Raw genomic sequence first — 18,490 nt, forward strand, 5'->3', positions numbered from 1 at the left:
CTCGTTATTGCTCAAAGGCCGCGGCACATTCCTTCAGCATCCTGAGGATGGCGCCGAAATCACCGCCGTGATTCAACAGTTGCCCCCCCTGCTGCTGCCGGCGTTTCAGAATTTCCGGAGTCGCTGCGGGAGCCCCCCAGGCCTTGCCGTGCCGCTTGCACGCGTCGGCAACCAGTTCGTACGTCGATTCCATCGTGATTTCGCTGGGTCCCAGCTTGAGTCGCAGACTCATGTCGCCCGGACCGATGAAGAGCCCATCGACCCCAGGAACGGACGTGATCTCATCCAGATTCTTCAGCGATTGTGGAGTCTCGATCTGCACGACAAGAAACGTTTCCTGATTCGCGTGTTTCACAAACGCATCGACGTCACCAGTGAAATAGTCAGCATCCAGACCTGCACCGTCCAAGCCTCGATCGCCCAGAGGAGGAAACTTCACCGCGTCGACCAGCATGCGCGCCTTTTCGGCCGTGTTCACATGCGGAATCATCAGCCCCGCGGCCCCGTCTTCGAGATACCGGTAGAGAGCCGTCTTCTCGAGAGTCGTGGGGCGGACCATGATGTCGATATCGTGAAGATGCGACTGAACCAGCAGCGCCTGCACATCGCGGTCAGTGAAACCACGGTGTTCCATGTCCAGCCAGATGCAGTCAAACCCGGCGTGGGCCGCATGCTTTACGAAGAAGGGCATGTAATGGCCGAGGCAGCACATCCTGACGGTTTCACCCTTACGGATCCGTGCGAGCGTCTTACTCTTTCTCATCGTCGGAAGGTTCCTGAAATCAGGTAGCGGGGCGGAGGGACTGAGTTAAATCAGCATCAAATCGGCAGGTCGACGTATTGGGTAACCATGGCTATTCGATTCGCATCAGAGCCGTTCGAGAACGAACAAACAAGGCACCATCAGCAATTGCGGGCGTTCCCAGAATTGAATCACCCATCTCATTAATCGCCAGGACATCCAGTTCCGGCGCATCTCGCAAGACGACAATCTTGCCGTTCTCTCCTGCGATGTAAATCTTGCCATCGCCATACACGGGAGAGGCAAAATATTCGCCTCCATTATTGATACGGCCGGGGCCGTAAATCCGTTTTCCTTCATTCACGTCAAAGCAGGTGGCGATTCCGCCTCCTTTGATCAGGAGCATGCGGTCCCCGACGACCAGAGGCGAAACAATGTGGTCCGTATGTTTCGTGGGGTGCTTCCACAGCACGTGTGTCTTAGTGACATCGCCCCGGCCACCACCTTTGACCGCGATGACAAATTCATCCTCTGGCACTTTTGAATCAAAGGCAGCACCTGCCGCATTGCCCGGAGGCAGAAAGGCGACATCCAGCTCACGTCCCTCGAGGACACCATCACCGTTCAGGTCGCCCCGCTCAAACGTTTTCTTGTAGAACGCTTCCGGGACAGGACGTTTACCAAAGAATCTCTGCACTTCATCACGGGAAATTTTGTCGTCGTTATTCCCGGTCTCTGTCTTATCGATCGATGCCAGCCATTGACTGGCGATCCCTTTACTTTGAAGGGAAATGTAAATGATTCCATCTCGCGACACCGGTGTCGTCTTGATATTGCGCAGCAGCGTGCGGGCAGACCACAGACGCTCGCCCGTCGCGGGATCGTATCCAATCAGCAGTCCTGTTCCGGCAACGACGACTTCTTCCCCAGTGGGTGTCTCGCAGATCACGGGGTGCGAATAGTTCACCGCCATATCATTGCGGTCGTCCTGCCAGCGGATCTCGCCTGTCTTCTTATCAAAGGCGTACATCGCGGGATGAAGATCATCATCCTGGCAGAAAAGTACCAGGTCTTTGGTGAGCACGGGTGACATTCCCGCTCCCCACTTGAAAATGAAGTAGGGGACAGGGAGCGGCCGATGCCAGACATCCTCACCGGTTTTCGCGTCCAGCGCCACCATACCGAGCGTCGAAAAGTAGAAGTAGACCCGCTCTTCATCCGCCGCGGGCGTGGTTCCCGCGTGACTATTGGTGAGATGAATCTCGTCTACGTCACCAATCGGCCACGATCTTGTCCAGAGTTTTTCTCCTGTCCTGGCGTCAAGAGCAACCACCCCCACCGTCTGCGGATCGATCATCGCAGAGGTATAAACCCTGCCAGCAACGACGATCGGGCTACCAATTCCATCCCCCAGCTTGGTCGACCACTTCACCTTTTCGGTGTCAGAAAACTCGACAGGCAACGGCGCGCTGGTCTGAGAAACCCCTGAACAGTTGGGACCGCGAAACTGTGGCCAGTCATCGGCCACTACTGGAATCGCAAGTAGACAATACAGTCCAACGAGGCCAAACCGCGTCATCGTATCTCTCCAGCAAGATTGAGAGGGGACAGTGTGGTGCGCCATTGTGCCAATCATCCCGGCGTGCGCACAGTCAGCTCTGAACGATTGGTCCGAGATCTTCGAAGTTCGAAGTTGAATTTCGTTCATCTCATTCACCTCAACGACAAAAATCGTGATTCGGCGTTTGGGGACAACGCCCTTCGTTATGTCACAGACTCAACGTCAGTCGAACAACGTTCTCGCTTCTTCCGCTAATCCGTATCCAGCAATGACGGACCTCCATGCTGCCGATTTCTCTTCAGTTACAGCATGCTGAGAACGAGAGACTCGCCCATCACCTCACGAACCAGCGAACCCCCTTTCGCAGGACATGGTCGCTAAATTGAAGCGTGTAGGGATCACACCTGCGATACACCACATGTCCGTCACTTCGCAACATCACCCATCCGAAATCCCAATTTCCGGAACGGTATTCCAAAGGGATCTGCGGAGAGACTCGCACCACGGGGTGAGTGCCGATAATCATCAGCTTCTGATCGGTGTAGTAATAGGCAGAACCGCCCTGCACATAGACGGTATACTCCAACACAGCTGAGGCATCCTCGTGAAGATCGTCACACAGACCAACGATTCCCAGCTTGATGGAACAGCCTGTCGAGAAGGCATCCACAAGTTCCGCCAGCGATCCCGCAAGAACGTCTCCTGTTGACGAGTGGTAGAGAACTTCTCGCCAGGAGTCATTCACGCAGTAACGAAAGTGATCGAAGTCATAAATAAAATTATGGGAAGGGGCGTTGGTCCCCGCGTCCCACTGATCGATCGCATGGTATTTCGGCATCTGCTCGGGCGGAAAAACGGGTGCACTACCCCGTACCCCGTCTCGCGATTGACCATCCAGATAGGGTCGGGCGATCCCCTGCGTGCCGTCCTGGTTGTAAACAAAGAAGGACATTGATGGCCGCGGCCCGAATCCAGCGGGAAGCTCAATGGGCTGCCGCAAATGCATGATCCCTGCGGCCCACCGGTGATCGATTGAGTAGGTCACTCCGAATTCCGCCACCTCGCGAATCCGTTCAGAACTCGCTGAATGAACATCAATATGCTCATTATGCAGAAACTCGGTCGCGATTCGTAAATCCGCAGCACGGTCGATCGCCTCGAGTAACCCCTGGGTACTTCCGCTGATGCGCTGCCGCCGGGAATCAAGCTCAAGGACACATCGCCAGCGACTCATGACCGCCCTCCGATCGTGTTGACCGATCTCTAACGAACGAACCTCTGTCTGTGACTCAGGAGGCCGGCGACCCCGACTTTGAAAGCAGGAACAGGAAAGCAGAATGCCGTTCTATCACTGGAAGCGATCACAGAACCCTCACCTCTTTTCGCTCATCGCGACCGAGAAACCGGGGCAGGACACTTGATACCGATCGACGTTCAAATCATTGTGTACAAAATCCATCGTGGTCGAAACCGTCAGAGAGCACAAGTTAAGCACCCTGGTGACGAAGGAACCCATTCAGCATGGCCGTCATGATCGCATTCGACCACTGCATCATGGCCCGCCTGGGGCTAACCGCACCGCAACCCGGTCAGGTGACCCACCGCAGGCCGCCATTCCTGCCGCCGGGTCCATCGAACGAGCCCACTTTGACAACAGGCCCTGCACCAAACCGTTCTCGCAATCACAAGGCGACTTTGATTGCCCGATGTGAGAGGCAACAAGCCACGACCTGGCGCAACCCTCACTCCATTCGCACGCCGCATCTGCCCCCACAGTCCCTCCTGCCGAGCATCTGCACCATGCGACCTTCCAGTCATGTTGCAGACCCACTTCGTAATCGACACTGCCCACACCTGACACGAGCAAGCCAGACAAGATGAACATCGTTCCGACCGCCAATCAATTTCTCCTTCGATTCGCCCGAGGGAACTCTCAGCCCGAATTCGTCCGGTCCGTTTAAGGAACTACAACTTGCCTTCTCTTTCGATACTCGGAACCGGCCGCATCGACGAGCGTGAGTCGGCGTTTCCTCAGGCGGTGCAGCTTCCCGACGGAGATCTCCTCTGCTCTTTCAGCGTCGGCGGTGGTCAGTATGTGCGGGGTGGAACGGATTGGGCCCGATCCCGCGATGGCGGGAAAACCTGGCAACGCGAGGGGGAACTGCTGGCCGCTTCCGATCATCCCCCGTCGGCGAATGCACTGAAGCTCAGCCTGTCCAAAGATGGCAAGACGATCTACGCCTACGGGACGCGGTACTGGGCCAATCAGGAAGACCGATTCGGTGAACGACAAGGCGAATCCGTTTTTTGTCAGTCGACGGATAACGGCCATTCCTGGTCCCCCGTCAGGGCCCTTCCGATGCCCGACTGCCCCATCGAAGTGTCCCACTCCATCAGGCCCCTCACTTCTGGCCGGCTACTCGCTCCGGGAGCGTTGCTGGCAGATAAAGCACGCCTGGGCGAAGAAGTGTTCGTGGTCATCTCGGATGATGGTGGTCTGACATGGCCTCATCGTCGCACGGTCTTCCGCGACCCTCAGGACAAATTCGGTTTCTGGGAGCAGAAGATCAACGAAGTCTCGCCGGGGGTCGTCATGGCGACGGCATGGACCTTAACCCTGGGTGATTACCGTGATCAATGCAACAGTTTTTGTCTTTCACACGACAACGGCTGGACATGGGGCCCGTTTGAGTCGACCGGAATCCGCGGCCAGACGATGTCATTTGTTCCGCTGGGGGACGATCGACTGCTGGTACTCTACAACCGTCGCTACGGACAGCAGGGCGTCGTGATGGCTCTGGTCCGCTTTACGGAAACGTCCTGGACCGTCGTCGAAGAAGGGTTGCTCTACGACGCGCAGGAATTCCGCGACCGGCCCGCAGCCGGGGCCACCGGCGTCGACGAATTGGCCAGCTTCCAGTTCGGATTCCCCACGGGAATTCAGCTCAACGATGGAACGGTCCTGGTGACGCACTGGTGCGTGGAACAGGGTGTCTGTGGAATTCGCTGGACCAGGATCAAATTTTCCTGGTAACGACAGCAATGGGTGATTAAGGCAAGTCAGTCGGAGCAATCTCGCATGCGGTTATTAGATTGGATCGTCCTCGCCGGGTACGCTCTCCTTATGCTCGCGGTGGGAGCCTACTACTCGCGCCAGAACAAATCGGCTGACGACTACCTGCTGGGGGGACGACGCATGTCTCCCATTGCGCTGGGGCTGTCACTCTTCGCCACTCTGGTCAGCACGCTGTCGTATCTCGGGACGCCGGGCGAGATGGTCGCCAACGGCCCGATGATGCTCACCCAGCTTGCCAGTCATCCGCTGATCTTCGTCATTGTCGGTTTCGGTTTAATTCCGCTCCTCATGAAGCAGCCTGTCACCAGCGCCTACGAACTGCTGGAGAAGCGATTAGGAACAAGTATTCGACTCGCGGGCGCCTCGGTGTTTCTCCTGCTGCGACTCGGCTGGATGGCCACGATTCTGTATGCCACAACCGACGTCGTCATCGTTCCGCTACTCAAGCTGGACCACACCTGGACCCCCTGGCTGTGTGTGGCGCTGGGAGTCATCACTGCAATCTACTCATCGTCAGGCGGCATCAAAGCGGTCGTCATGACAGACGCCATTCAGTCGGTCACCATGCTCGCAGGAGCGATCCTCACAGTCGCCGTGATCACGGCCGATATGGGAGGCGTCGCGGAATGGTGGCCGAAGGCCTGGCCAGAGAACTGGCAGCCGATGAGCTGGGGGTTCGATCCGAGTAAACGAGTCTCGTTTGGCATGCTCGTTCTGTCCACAACTTTGTGGTACGTCTGCACCAATGGTTCCGACCAGATGTCCATCCAGCGATTTCTGTCGACGCGGGACGCGGCCGCGGCCAGACGAACGATGGCAATCGCACAACTGACCGACATCACCGTCAGCCTGCTCCTGGGACTCACCGGCGTGGCACTACTGGGCTATTACCGGGCACATGCCTCCGACATCCCTTCCGGAATGACCATCGCCGCGAACGGCGACAAGCTGTTCCCGCATTTCATCATGACAAAAATGCCGGCGGGCCTGTCGGGTATCGTCCTCGCCGCGATTCTCTCGGCCGCTCTCTCCAGCCTGTCGTCCGGTGTCAACTCGGCCTGTGCCGTGCTCGAACGGGACTTCGTCTCACGGGGCCGAGGAGCCGATACGTCCAGTGAGGCCGCCGTCCGCCGCCTGAAGTGGCTCACCTGGATTATCGCGACCATTGCGGTGTTGTTAAGCCTGCTGAACACGCTGATTGCAGGTAATCTCGTCGAGCGCTCTTACAAGATTGTGAACCTGCTCACCGCACCACTCTTCGTGCTGTTCTTCCTCGCACTGTTTGTGCGATGGTCCAACGCCCCCGGCGCCTGGCTCGGTCTGATCGCGAGCACCGCGACCGCAATTGTCATCGCGTTCGCTGAGGATCTGGGGATCAATTTCGGGACGAAGAGCATTGTCTGGATCGTCCCCAGTTCGCTTGTCGTGGGGATTGTCGTCGGAACGCTCGCCAGCGCCGTGTTCCACCCCTTCATGCGAAAGCCGACAGAATCCTGAGCCCCTTTGCGAGAATCCTCTGCCGATGATGAATTCGACCTGGAAGAACATTTCGCTTTCGCGGCTGATGTTGGGTACGGTTCAGTTCGGGCTCCCGTACGGAGTCGCCAATCGAACCGGGCAGCCGGATTATCGTGACGTCCTCAAGATCCTCACGGCGGCGATCGAAGGGGGTGTCAATTGCTTCGACACCGCCGCCGCGTACGGGAACAGTGAAGAGATCCTCGGTCGCGCACTCCGCGAATTAAAGGTGACTGACCGGGTGACCGTGGTGACGAAGTTTAAGCCGCTTACCCTCGAAGAGCTGGCTGACCCCGCCCTCGCCAGAGCCGCCCTGGAAGCCTCGGTCGAGAGTTCTCGCCAACGACTGCAGCTCGACTGTCTGCCAATCGTCCTGTTTCATCGCGAGACAGACGCCGTTCATCGCCCAGCTCTGGAATCACTGCAGGAATCGGGCAAACTGCGTTATGTCGGGGTCTCGTGTGCTCACTTCCCCGGTCCGCCTCACAGCTATGTCGAATCAGGCCTGATGTCAGCCCTGCAGCTTCCGGCCAATCTGCTTGACCGGCGACACGAGAGTAGCGGCATCTTCCGCGATGCCGCCGCTCGCGAAGTCGCCGTCTTCATTCGCAGCGCGTTTCTCCAAGGGCTGCTGGTCATGCCGGAACGAGATATCCCCGCAGAACTCCAGGCGGTCATCCCCGCACGACGACGACTCGAACAATTGTCGCGTGGCGCGGGAATCGATCTGGCCGAACTGGCGCTGCGATACCTCCTGAGCCAAGACGCGGTCACCAGCGTCCTGGTCGGAGTTGAGACCGTCGAGCAGGTCGAGGAGAACCTGGCTCGGTTCGAAAGAGGTCCACTGCCTCCAGACCTGTTCAATGCAATTCAATCCGAGTCCTTTGACCTGCCGGAACTGATCGTGACCCCGGGAATGTGGTCACCCCGCTAAGGACAGGCGCAGCAATAATTGTCGGAAGCGGCCAGAGAATGAGCGAAGTTCTGACTTTGCTGATCCCAAGAACACGAGTATTGCTCAGGCGAGCCAAGGGTGGCATCCGTGCTTGGGAAGCGGCACGACCCGAGACCAAAGAGTACAGGCACGACTGAACCGCTAAGACCTCGGTACACCACGAACAAATCCGTTCTCCACCGAACCTGCGTCGGTAGGGAGCAACGATTGAGCCGCTAAGACGCCAAGTACACCACGACCAAACCCGCTCTCCACCGAACCTGCGTCGGTAGGGAGCAACGATTGAGCCGCCAAGACGCCGGTACACCACGAACAAACCCGCTCTCCACCGACCCTGTGTCGGTAGGGAGCAACGACTGAGCCGCTAAAGAAGTCGGTATACCGTGACCGCCAGCGACCTCTCCGACGTGACCGGTCTCTCCCTCAGCTCGACAACCATCACGCGTTGCTGAGTGAGATGGCGACTACGACATATCAGCACGCGAAACGCCTATTCTTCCTTGGCGACGTCGAGAACCGACAGGAAGGCCTTCTGCGGAATTTCGACCTGGCCGAACTGTTTCATCCGCTTCTTGCCCTCTTTCTGCTTCTCGAGCAGCTTCCGCTTACGGGAGATATCCCCACCGTAGCACTTACTGGTCACATCCTTACGGACAGCCGAGATCGTTTCACGGGCGATAATGCGGGCACTCAGTGCGGCCTGAATCGGAATTTCAAACTGATGGCGTGAGATCTCTTCCTTCAGCTTTTTGCACAGAGCACGACCGCGTCGTTCCGCCTGGGTTCGGTGGACGATACAGGCCAGCGCATCGACCTTCTCGCCCTTCACGAGGATATCCATCTTCACCAAATCGGCAGATCGGTAGCCGATAACTTCATAGTTCATCGTGCCGTAACCGGCCGTGATGCTTTTCAGCTTGTCGTACATGTCGAACACGATTTCCGCCAGAGGCAGTTCATAGATGAGCTGCGCACGCTGCGGGCCAAGGAATTCGGTTGTGATGTACACACCACGTCGATCGGCACAGAGCTGCATGATCGGGCCGATTCGATCCGACGGCAGAATGAAGACCACCTTCGCAATCGGCTCACCAAATTCTTCGATCTGCCCTGAATCAGGGACCTGCTGCGGGTTATCGACCATCACGAGTTCACCCCCGCGCAGCTTCAACTGGTAGGTCACGTTGGGCGCTGTCTGAATCAGGTCGACGTTGGCTTCTTCTTCCAGACGCTGCTGGATGATCTCCATATGCAGCATTCCGAGGAACCCGCAGCGGAAACCGAATCCCAATGCCTCGGACGTATCAGGCGCGAACGAGAAGCTGGCGTCATTCAGACTCATCTTCTGAAGTTCTTCCCGCAGACGCTCGAAGTCGGTCGCGTCGATGGGATACATCCCGCAGAATACCATCTGCTGTGGCACTTCGTAACCTGGCAAAGCCGTCGGCGTGCGATGATGGAAGTCCGTAACGGTATCTCCCACATGCACGTTACCGAGAACCTTGATTCCCGTGACGATGTAACCGACCTGACCGGGCCCCAGATCATCGCAGGGAACCATATCAGGACGGAACTGACCCAGTTCGAGGACCTCATGAGACGTTCCCGCCTTCATGAAGTAAACCTTCTGGCCTTTACGAATGGTTCCTTCTTTGACTCGGACGTACGTCACCACCCCGCGGTAATGGTCATACTTACTGTCGAAGACCAGTGCCTTAAGGGGTGCGGCCGGATCCCCCTTCGGTGCGGGCATGCGTTCGACAATCGCTTTGAAAACGCTTTCGATCCCCAGCCCGGATTTTCCACTGACGCGCAGGCACCCTTCCGTGTCCAGTCCCACCACCGTTTCAATTTCTTCCAGGACCTCGTCCACGCGGGTCACCGGCAGGTCGATCTTATTCAGGACGGGAATGATTTCGAGATCCATGTTGATCGCCGCGTAGGCGTTCGCGACGGTCTGAGCCTGCACCCCTTGAAAGGCATCAACCAGAAGTAACGCCCCTTCACAAGCGGCTAAGCTGCGTGAGACTTCGTAATGGAAGTCGACGTGCCCCGGAGTGTCGATCAGGTTCAGCTCGTATTCCTGACCGTCCACCGTGTAGTTGATGGCAACGGCACGCGCTTTGACCGTGATCCCTCGTTCGCGTTCCACCTTCAGGTCGTCGAGAATCTGTTCGCGGAATTGCCGCTGCGTGATGGCTCCACTTTTCAGCAACAACTGATCAGCCAGAGTGCTCTTGCCGTGATCGATATGAGCGACAATCGAAAAATTGCGAATAAACCGCTGGTCAAACATGGGTTAATCAAAACAACAAGGTGTGAAGGATCCGGCAGAGCCCGCCCAACATGGCGACCCTGAGTCGTTTCGGCCACGTTGCCGAGTTCGCAATTCTATAGGGAAACGACCTTGGCAGGAATAGAGGCCAATTCGCGCGCAAGTCGCCTCTCCGCCGCCGCCCCTCCAGCCACATCCGCAGGCACAACCGAACCCCAAAGCCAGCCTCAACCCAATTATTGAAAAGAACTTACAACGATCACCACGGAAGACACCAATTAAAAATTTCCGACAAGGACACCGGACTCACCTGCGGGACTTCCCTCTCCCTGGAGGGCCAGTCCGGTGAGATCAACCCGTGGTTTGTTCTGAAATCCGAATCCTGTCGATTTCGCGATTCGGTTTTCGACTGTAGTGTGAAGACACGTTCGGGCTTTCGACCATGTCGCTCGTTTCGTTACATGTTGGAGAGAAGAATGCCTCAGACGATGGTGACCCCTTATCTATTTTTCGCCGGCCGCTGTGAAGAGGCTCTCGAATTCTATCGCGAAGCGGTGGGTGCCAAGGTCGGCATGGTGATGCGGTTTAGTGATAGTCCGGAACCCCCTCCGCCGGGCGTGCTCCAACCCGGGTTTGAATCGAAGGTCATGCATTGTTCCTTCTCCATTGGCGAAACCTGTTTAATGGCTTCTGACGGATGCGATGACCAGACGAAGTTCACCGGTTTCTCCCTTTCCTTGTCCGTCCCTACCGAGGACGAAGCCGATCGTGCCTTCGCGGCGCTCTCGGAAGGAGGAACCGTGCAGATGCCCTTAAGTCAAACATTCTGGTCCCCCCGCTACGGAATGCTGACAGACCGCTACGGCGTAAGCTGGATGGTCATGGTTCCCGGTGAATGCTGAAGCGTTTCGGCCTGGTTTACACCTCCCCCTGCTGGGAATAATTCTGAACGACAACCGCGTCTGCAAAGCAGCGACAGGAGCATTCACGCATGGCGAAATCGATAGCGACGTTCCTGATGTTCGAAGGTAAAGCCGAAGAGGCGATGAACTTTTATGTCTCGTTGTTCGAGGGGTCCGAAGTCCAGGCAATCGAACGCTATGGCAAAGAAGGCCCCGGGGCCGCGGGAAGTGTCAAAAAAGCAGACTTTCTGCTCGGTGGCCATCCCATGATGTGCATCGATTCCCCGATCCCGCATGCTTTCAAATTCACACCGTCCACATCGCTGTTCGTCGAATGCGCCGATGAGGCCGAGTTCGACAACACGTTTGCGAAATTGTCAGAGGCCGGGCAGATTCTCATGCCACCGGGGAACTACGGCTTCAGTCAGAAGTTCACCTGGCTGAACGACCGTTTTGGTGTGTCATGGCAGTTGACCCTGCAATAGCCAAAGGCCACTCCCCTCCCCGGCCGGCCAGGAGACAGCGCGATGGCGGGATGTATCGACTTCGATGTGGCAGCAGCACACAGATATTTCGCGGCACACTGCTTCAATCAGGCGTGGGATCTGATCGAAAAGAAAGAGCGCACGCCCGCAGAAGATCAACTGATGGTAGCCTTGAATCAGGCGTCAATCTACCACTGGCAGCAACGAGCTGACTGTACGAGTCAGAACATTTCCATCGGCTATTGGCAGGCATCGCGAATCCAGGTCGTTCTGGGGAATGCTGCGGAGGCCATTCGTCATGCCCGGATCTGTCTCTCGTACAGTTCCAGTTTAGCCCCGTTCTATCTCGGCTACGCTCACGAGGCTCTGGCAAGGAGCTATCGACTGGCCGGCGAGCTCGATAACGCTCTGCAGCACCTCGCTCTGGCGATCGCGATGGCTGAGCAGGTGACCGAACGCCACGATCGTGAGCTGCTCGTCGCCGACCTGGCAACCATTCAAACGATGGCGTAATCCATCTACCGAAAGACGAGACCCGACCCGCATTTCACCGGATCCGTACATGAACTCAAAGTTAGAACCCAGCCTGACCACGATGGACAGACTGGGCTCTCTGAATCTCTCATCACATGAGTCCCTGAGGACCGCTCCGCTTACACAATTTCCAGGCGGGCGATCTTCTTTTTTCCCGCCTTAACCAGCATTCCGGTTTTGAGTTCAATCGCCGCCTTTGCATCACTGACGATCGTCGGCTGATCGGCTTCATAAATCGTGACCCCCCCTTGGGCGATCAACCGCATCGCATCACTCGTCGAAGCCACTAGTCCAGCCGCTTTCAGCAACTGCGGAGCGACCAGTTTCCCATTCGCCAGATCGGCCTGATACTGCGGAAGCTGAGCGGCAAGAGCCGCCAGATCCAGCTTCACGACCGGGATGTCGGTCGGCAGTTCACCCCCCCCGACTTCACGCTGCCATCGTTCGGCCGCTTCGTTGGCAAGTTCCTGCGAGTAGTAACCCGCGATCACCGTTTTGGCCAGGCGGACTTTCGCCTCCTTCGGGTGCCCCGCCAGAATCGCGTTCACTTCTTCCAGCGAAATACTTGTCAGCAGGTTGTAGTAAATCTGCATCGTCGCATCAGGAATCTGCATGAACTTCTTCATCATGTCGAACGGCGATTCCGAGATGCCGATGTAGTTGCCGAGACTCTTCCCCATCTTCTGTTCGCCATCGATCCCCACCAGAATGGGGGACATAATGCCGATCTGCTGAGGCATGTTCTGATCTCGCTGGAGATCTCGTGCGAGCATAAAGCTGTAAAGCTGTTCGGTGCCCCCCAGTTCCACATCCGCTCGAATCACCACCGAATCCCACGCCTGCATCATGGGGTAAAGGCATTCATGCAGATAGATCGGCGACTGATTGGCGTATCGCTTGGCGAAGTCGTCCCGCGTCAGCAATTGAGCGACCGTGATCTTGCCACACAACTGAAGGATGTCCGCGAAGCTCATCTTCGCAAACCAGTCGCCGTTGCGATGGACTTCTGCCCTGGAAATATCGACCACCTTGCCGACCTGGGTCAGGTAGTCGCGGGCATTCGCTTCGACGTCCGCTTCGCTCAATTTCTTTGCACGGGCCTGATCACGACCACTGGGGTCCCCGACCATCGCCGTGTAGTTGCCGATGATGATGACCGCCTGATGCCCCAATTCCTGAAACTGTCGCAGCTTGCGCAGGGGAACCGTGTGCCCCAGATGCACGTCGATCCCTGTCGGATCGATCCCGTACTTGATTCGCAGCGGTTGCCCCGTTTCGCGGCTTTTCGTCAGCTTCGCGGCGAGTTCCTCTTCGGGAACAATCTTGTCGACACCGCGGCGAAGGATGGCAAGTTGCTCTTCAACGGGAGGGAAATTCATTGTCAATTCCTGGATAAAATCAGGACACGGATTCGCCATGTCCTTTGGATTCACAGACGGTTCCGCTCCATTTCAACCCTTCGCAATCGCGAAGCAGGCCCGGGCAGACAGCGCGTTCGTGACGGTGATTATGATTGAGCGTCAGGGGACAGCAATTGCAAAGTCAGATTCGTGGCATTGAATAGCGCATGGATCACGACGACTGAAATGTAACTGTGTCGGCGGTGAAAAACGTAACCGAGAATGAACGCCAATGGCAATAGCGCCAACCCGTCACGCCATCCATGAACCAGACAGAACACGATCGCCACGACCGGAATTGCGATCACCGCCGGTAAAAACGACGTGAGCCACCCCTGCAGGATCACCCGGTAAAGAAGTTCTTCCAGCAGAGGTGCCGCCACAACAGCAGACACCACAATCGCCAGAACGGTCCCCAGACCGGGAGATGTCTTGAGCAGCTTTAAGAGCGAGTGCTGATTCTCTACCCCCCGGAAAGGAAGGGTGGCCGCCATCGACACAGCCATCGGAATCACCGCGGCGAGATACCCCTTGATCCCGACCCGTACCTGATCCGTCAGACGCTCTGTTGTCAGCCCCAGTTCCCTCCCCGACGGACCTGACCACACCAGCACCGACGGCAGGACGACCACAATCGCCACCGCGATCCCCGCAAAGGTCAGGATCGAATCGAGAGTCGGGGACGAGGCCTCGGTTGACGCCCCCCCCGAAATGCGAGGAAGCAGGCTCATGCAAGTAAACAGCAAAGCGAGGTAGACAGCTCCGAGGCTGGCGGGACTGTACCAGCGGGCCCGGGAACCCGGCTCAGGCTCCAGCAGCGGCTGGTGACTCCACCAGCGCTGAAGCAGGCCGTACCAGACCATGACGCTGCCCGCGGCGAGAAGCGCAAGTAACGCTCCCATCGCAGCGGCGCGAAACGGGACCTCGGCGATCATCGGCAGCAATGTCATCAGGCTCGCAACGGCTCGTGCGTTGTCACGAATAAAAGTTCGCAGCCACGGTTTCGTAGGCCACGGTTTCGATGCCACTGTATGGCCGTCCGCGGTCATGCAGTGCTCGGCCCTGCATTCAAAAGCAAGCCTCCGCAGAATCTTCCAGGAATACGACGCAGTAACATCCGACCCCAGGATCGAATCGTGGCCATCTACTAGTACAGGGCGGTTGCAAGTTTGCGTCGGAATTCGCCCGTCAGCTCGGAAGCCGGCCCCAGCATGTCAAAGATCTTGACCATGGTGGTCTTGGCTTCGGCTCGTGCTTCACCGAAATCATTCTGGACGATGCCGAGACAAAGCTCCAGTGCTTTGCGATGCTGTTGCGACGCCGCATAGGCTTCTGCCAGATGAATCTGGAGCGTCAGATTCGTGGGGTCAGCCTCCGCTGCTTTCCGGGCTGCGTCGACGCCACCACTTTCCGCAGCAGTACGTCGCACGTCGAGTTCCGACTTCACCCGCTCGGCCTCGGGTTCGAGGAAGCCCCGCTTTTCCAGCTCCTCAATGATCGTCGCACACTCGTCAAGTCGCCCTTGCGTCAGAACAACGCGAGCCAGCATGATCTTCAGCGAGTCTTCATCGGGTGACAACATGAGCGCTTCACGGAATTTGCTTTCGGCTCCTTTCGGGTCGGATTCGATCAAGGCCATCGCCTCTTGCGCGAGTTGCTGCGTGGGCGAAGGAAGCAATCGGCTGACCCACTCACGCACCTGCTCGGCCGTCAGCGCTCCGGCAAACTGATCGACAGGTTGCCCCTGAATCATCGCGAAGACGGTCGGTAACGACTCGATGCGGAATGCCTGCGCGATCTCGGGCTGTTCGTCGGTGTTCACTTTGGCGAGGATGAACTTCCCCCACATCTCGTCCGCCAGACCTTCCAGAATCGGTGCCAGTTGCTGACAGGGATTGCACCAGGGAGCCCAGAAATCGATGACGACCGGCACTTCCATCGACTTCTGTACGATGTCCTGCTGGAACGTCTCACGGGTGACATTGACGACATACGGCGAGGCTGACATGAGCACACTTTCTTTCGAGTTGAGGTTTCCGCCTCAAGTGTAAGTCGGTGGGAAGTGTTCAGCAAACACGCAGCCCTCCGCGAGAAGAATCCCTCTCGGTCCGACACTTCCTCCCCTTCCATGCGAAGGGATTTCCCTACTGTTCGGACGCCGCATCGGCCGAGTGCGAACCGTGCCCCATTTGCATTCGCTGAACGATGACTCACCCCGGACACGCCGGCAACAGGCACGCGGTCACCGGGGGGGAGATCGAACTCATCGACCGGTTTGTATCTTCAAGTCAGCTTGAAGAGCTTCTTAGAGTTTTCGTACAGGATTTTTCGTTCTGCCTCTTTGTTTGGCGCCAGTTTGCGGATCGCGGCGATGGTCTGAGCCCCCTGGCAGGCAGGCCCGGAACCGACTCGGTCATCGCAGTCGCTGCCGTACAGAATCTTTTCCTGATGGCGATCGAGGAAGCCACGGGCGTGCTCTTCATCTCGCGTCAACGCGTTCAATCCCGACCCCGCCGACATGTCTGCAAACATATTCGGGTAATCCGCCAGATAACGATCCGTCAGCCCCCCGGGGGTGACTTTCCCTTTCGGGTACAGATCCTTCTGATTGGTATGATTCTTGTCGATATTGGCCCACCACGTTTGCGCATGGCCGATGAAGATCGTCTTGGGAAACTTTTCCAGCATCCTGGGAAGTTTCTCAAAGCCGAGGTTGTATGTTCCATGCTGAAGATGCATCAGGATCGGAACCTGATAGTCCGCCGCGAGAGCATACAGTTCCTGACTTGCGGGCGAGTCGAGTTCGAGCCCGAACTTCTGCTCACCGATGATGATTCCACCCAGATCCAGGTACTTGGCGATCTCGGCCCGGGCTTCCGGCAGATCGGTGACTTCGTTCGCACCGAAAAAGAACTCCTTGGGATATTGTCGCGCCATGGTCAGGGCGGTCTCGTTCCCCCCTGCCCCGACACCCCCGAGCGTGTTGTGGATGCCGTCCCCCGTCGAAGGCCGCTTCACCGACGAACCGGCTGGCAACAGAATCGTCTGGGTCACCCCCATGGCCCGTTGATGAGCGGCCAGTTGTGCGTTCGTTCGCTCCCGATAGTTCGTGTGCTGATGAATATCGATGATCGGTTCCACCGGTGTTTCCGCTGCAGTGGCAGCAGACGGCAGAAGTGCGACCGCTCCGGCGGCCAGAGAGGTCGACAGAAAATCTCGCCGAGACAGACACCTCATGACAAACTCCAGTCGAGTCACTTTCAACACGGACAATCAACACGGGCCAACGTGTGCGAAGACAGCGAAGCCGACCGGGGGGATAAGACCTCGCTTATGCATGGCTGAGCATTCTGCCACATTGATGCGAGGATGGAAATCGTGCCGCCAACTTGCGTCACCGGGAAAGACGGGACAGCGTCGGACACGCCCGATGACCGCAGGGAGCACATCGCATGGAGTCCATCAAACTGAGTGCACGGAGTGCGACCGAGTCCCCCCTCACTCAACCTTCTCGATAGCGCAGTGCGACGAGGATACACGGTCCCCCGTGAATGACATTCAGCCCCGAATGTTCGGCCCGACGGACTGCCGCATCCGATTCGGCGCCGGGCTGAAACCAGACATGCCTGATTCCCAGGCGGACCACATCCTCGATGATCTGCTCGGAAATTTCGGGCGGAGTAATGATACTGACGCCAAAGACAGGCTCTGGCAGCGACGCCAGGTCAGCGTAGGCTTTTTCTCCTTCCACAACATCCGCCACCGGATTGACGGGGAACGCAGGGCGACCGGTCTGCTGGAATGCGCGCAGCACCTTGTTCCCATATTTCGCACGATTCCGCGAGGCCCCCACAATGGCGTGCGGACTGCCCGACAGGAATTGCTGTATCTGCTTGTCAGTACTCATCGAATTCTCTCTGCTCATGACGCCTGATGACCGCCTGACGTGCCGGGACATCTGGCCCCAGTGAATCGCGTCGCTCCACCATACTTCGCCGACCGGCATGCGGGAATCGAAGCGGTGCACCGCCCGACATCCTCAGCGCACCGCATTTGCGGACGGTCAGGAAATCAGCACTCATTGACCCCTTAAAGTGGCCTGCCAGCGTGGGCGGGTGACAGGTGTCACTTGTGCTGTCGGAGGGACACAGGCAAAATCCATTCATGCGCTGGGTGTCGAGACGAGTCACAATCCTCGGATATAGCTGAACGATGAATCCACATGACGAACTGAACTCGCTGACGAACATTTTCCCTGGTTCGGACAAGCTCTTTCTGCGAGTTGAACACACTCCTGCGGCACTCACGCCCGAGCCCTACAAGTCCATGCTGGCGCATGACCACCACATGACGATCGCCATGGAGACCTACCACAATTGTACGGTCGACGTGCGCGTCCTCGACAGCAAACTGGATGGCGACGAATACTCACGAAAAATTCTGTTGCTGAAGCAGGGAACCGAGACCGTGGTCCAGTTCGGTGTCATCCGGTTTCACTTCGAGTACGTCACCCGGGCGGTCCGCGACCAGATCATCGAGGGCAAGATTCCCCTCGGCCGCGTCCTGATCAACCACAACGTCCTGCGGCACATCGACCTGGGCGCCATTCTGAAAATCACCGCAGGGGAGGAACTGGCCAACTACTTCAAAATGCCGGTCGGAGGGGTCACCTACGGCCGACTGGCAACAATCTTCTGCAACCGACAACCCGCCATCGACCTGCTGGAAATCTCGTCACCCCTCGCCTGAGCAACGCCTCCAAGCCCCCAAGCCGGATCCGCAGCAGGTCGAGCCGTTCCACACAACTCAACATCCAGCGTGCAGGTCTCAGGATCCCGTCAGCATTCAGTCAACATCGAGTGAGAAGAGCAAGTCGATCACACACAACTGAGCCGCTAAGCCCCCCAACCAACCCCCAAACAATCGGGTAGGAGGAGGGGTTACCCCCTCCGTCCTCCCACACCACCGGACGTACTCATCGTATCCGGCGGTTTCTAAGATGGTTGTAAATCGGCGTGCCTTTGGGTCAGGAAGACGAGGCC

General features: G+C 57.4%; 17 protein-coding genes. 7 read left to right on the top strand and 10 right to left on the bottom strand.

What is annotated here, in order from left to right; genetic code table 11:
- Positions 1–4: 4 nt before the first annotated feature.
- The 3 genes from VGE80_RS16815 to VGE80_RS16825 form a co-directional block, all read right to left on the bottom strand.
- Positions 5–763, bottom strand: a complete 759-nt coding sequence (locus tag VGE80_RS16815; RefSeq protein WP_373649346.1) for an HpcH/HpaI aldolase family protein — start codon at positions 761–763, stop codon at positions 5–7.
- 91 nt (positions 764–854) lie between these two features.
- On the bottom strand, positions 855–2,321 hold the full coding sequence (locus VGE80_RS16820) for an outer membrane protein assembly factor BamB family protein (protein ID WP_440593470.1): 1,467 nt from the start codon (positions 2,319–2,321) through the stop codon (positions 855–857).
- 316 nt (positions 2,322–2,637) lie between these two features.
- Positions 2,638–3,537, bottom strand: a complete 900-nt coding sequence (locus VGE80_RS16825; RefSeq protein ID WP_440593471.1) for a hypothetical protein — start codon at positions 3,535–3,537, stop codon at positions 2,638–2,640.
- Positions 3,538–4,275: 738 nt separating this feature from the next.
- Here VGE80_RS16825 and VGE80_RS16830 point away from each other — a divergent pair.
- From VGE80_RS16830 to VGE80_RS16840, 3 genes are read left to right on the top strand one after another with little or no spacing between them, the layout of a single operon-like run.
- Positions 4,276–5,337, top strand: coding sequence for a sialidase family protein (locus VGE80_RS16830; RefSeq protein WP_373649349.1), 1,062 nt, complete (start codon positions 4,276–4,278; stop codon positions 5,335–5,337).
- 45 nt (positions 5,338–5,382) lie between these two features.
- Entirely contained in the window at positions 5,383–6,876 is a 1,494-nt protein-coding gene (locus VGE80_RS16835; protein WP_440593472.1) for a sodium:solute symporter family transporter, read from the top strand.
- A gap of 25 nt (positions 6,877–6,901) precedes the next feature.
- On the top strand, positions 6,902–7,831 hold the full coding sequence (locus VGE80_RS16840) for an aldo/keto reductase (RefSeq protein ID WP_440593473.1): 930 nt from the start codon (positions 6,902–6,904) through the stop codon (positions 7,829–7,831).
- A gap of 511 nt (positions 7,832–8,342) precedes the next feature.
- On the opposite strand, the gene lepA is transcribed toward VGE80_RS16840, so the two are convergent.
- On the bottom strand, positions 8,343–10,148 hold the full coding sequence (lepA, locus tag VGE80_RS16845; protein ID WP_440593474.1) for a translation elongation factor 4: 1,806 nt from the start codon (positions 10,146–10,148) through the stop codon (positions 8,343–8,345).
- 455 nt (positions 10,149–10,603) lie between these two features.
- On the opposite strand from lepA, the gene VGE80_RS16850 reads away from it, so the two are divergent.
- The 3 genes from VGE80_RS16850 (at position 10,604) to VGE80_RS16860 (ending at position 12,027) form a co-directional block, all read left to right on the top strand.
- Positions 10,604–11,029 carry a VOC family protein gene (locus VGE80_RS16850; protein ID WP_440593475.1) on the top strand — a complete coding sequence of 142 codons (426 nt, stop codon included), beginning with the start codon at positions 10,604–10,606 and terminating at the stop codon, positions 11,027–11,029.
- Positions 11,030–11,118: 89 nt separating this feature from the next.
- The gene (locus VGE80_RS16855) at positions 11,119–11,514 is read left to right on the top strand and encodes a VOC family protein (protein WP_440593476.1); all 396 of its coding nucleotides are present in this window, start codon (positions 11,119–11,121) and stop codon (positions 11,512–11,514) included.
- 42 nt (positions 11,515–11,556) lie between these two features.
- The gene (locus tag VGE80_RS16860) at positions 11,557–12,027 is read left to right on the top strand and encodes a hypothetical protein (RefSeq protein ID WP_373649355.1); all 471 of its coding nucleotides are present in this window, start codon (positions 11,557–11,559) and stop codon (positions 12,025–12,027) included.
- A 140-nt stretch (positions 12,028–12,167) separates the two neighbouring features.
- Here the strand turns inward: VGE80_RS16860 and tyrS are convergent, their stop codons facing one another.
- The 5 genes from tyrS to VGE80_RS16885 all read right to left on the bottom strand — a co-directional run bounded on the left by tyrS (position 12,168) and on the right by VGE80_RS16885 (position 17,355).
- Positions 12,168–13,427, bottom strand: a complete 1,260-nt coding sequence (gene tyrS / locus VGE80_RS16865; protein ID WP_440593477.1) for a tyrosine--tRNA ligase — start codon at positions 13,425–13,427, stop codon at positions 12,168–12,170.
- A gap of 128 nt (positions 13,428–13,555) precedes the next feature.
- Complete coding sequence (locus VGE80_RS16870; protein WP_440593478.1) at positions 13,556–14,476, bottom strand: CPBP family intramembrane glutamic endopeptidase; 921 nt, start codon at positions 14,474–14,476, stop codon at positions 13,556–13,558.
- Positions 14,477–14,595: 119 nt separating this feature from the next.
- Complete coding sequence (gene trxA / locus VGE80_RS16875) at positions 14,596–15,456, bottom strand: thioredoxin (RefSeq protein WP_440593479.1); 861 nt, start codon at positions 15,454–15,456, stop codon at positions 14,596–14,598.
- Between the two features lie 275 nt (positions 15,457–15,731).
- Entirely contained in the window at positions 15,732–16,685 is a 954-nt protein-coding gene (locus tag VGE80_RS16880; RefSeq protein ID WP_440593480.1) for an amidohydrolase family protein, read from the bottom strand.
- 265 nt (positions 16,686–16,950) lie between these two features.
- On the bottom strand, positions 16,951–17,355 hold the full coding sequence (locus tag VGE80_RS16885) for a CoA-binding protein (protein ID WP_440593481.1): 405 nt from the start codon (positions 17,353–17,355) through the stop codon (positions 16,951–16,953).
- 305 nt (positions 17,356–17,660) lie between these two features.
- On the opposite strand from VGE80_RS16885, the gene VGE80_RS16890 reads away from it, so the two are divergent.
- Complete coding sequence (locus VGE80_RS16890) at positions 17,661–18,197, top strand: hypothetical protein (protein ID WP_373649361.1); 537 nt, start codon at positions 17,661–17,663, stop codon at positions 18,195–18,197.
- A 96-nt stretch (positions 18,198–18,293) separates the two neighbouring features.
- On the opposite strand, the gene VGE80_RS16895 is transcribed toward VGE80_RS16890, so the two are convergent.
- Positions 18,294–18,490, bottom strand: a 197-nt coding sequence (locus tag VGE80_RS16895; RefSeq protein WP_440593482.1) for a hypothetical protein, incomplete at its 5' end; no start/stop codon positions are given.

It is taken from the genome of Schlesneria sp., from assembly GCF_036405755.1.
Classification (GTDB): Bacteria; Planctomycetota; Planctomycetia; order Planctomycetales; family Planctomycetaceae; genus Schlesneria; species Schlesneria sphaerica.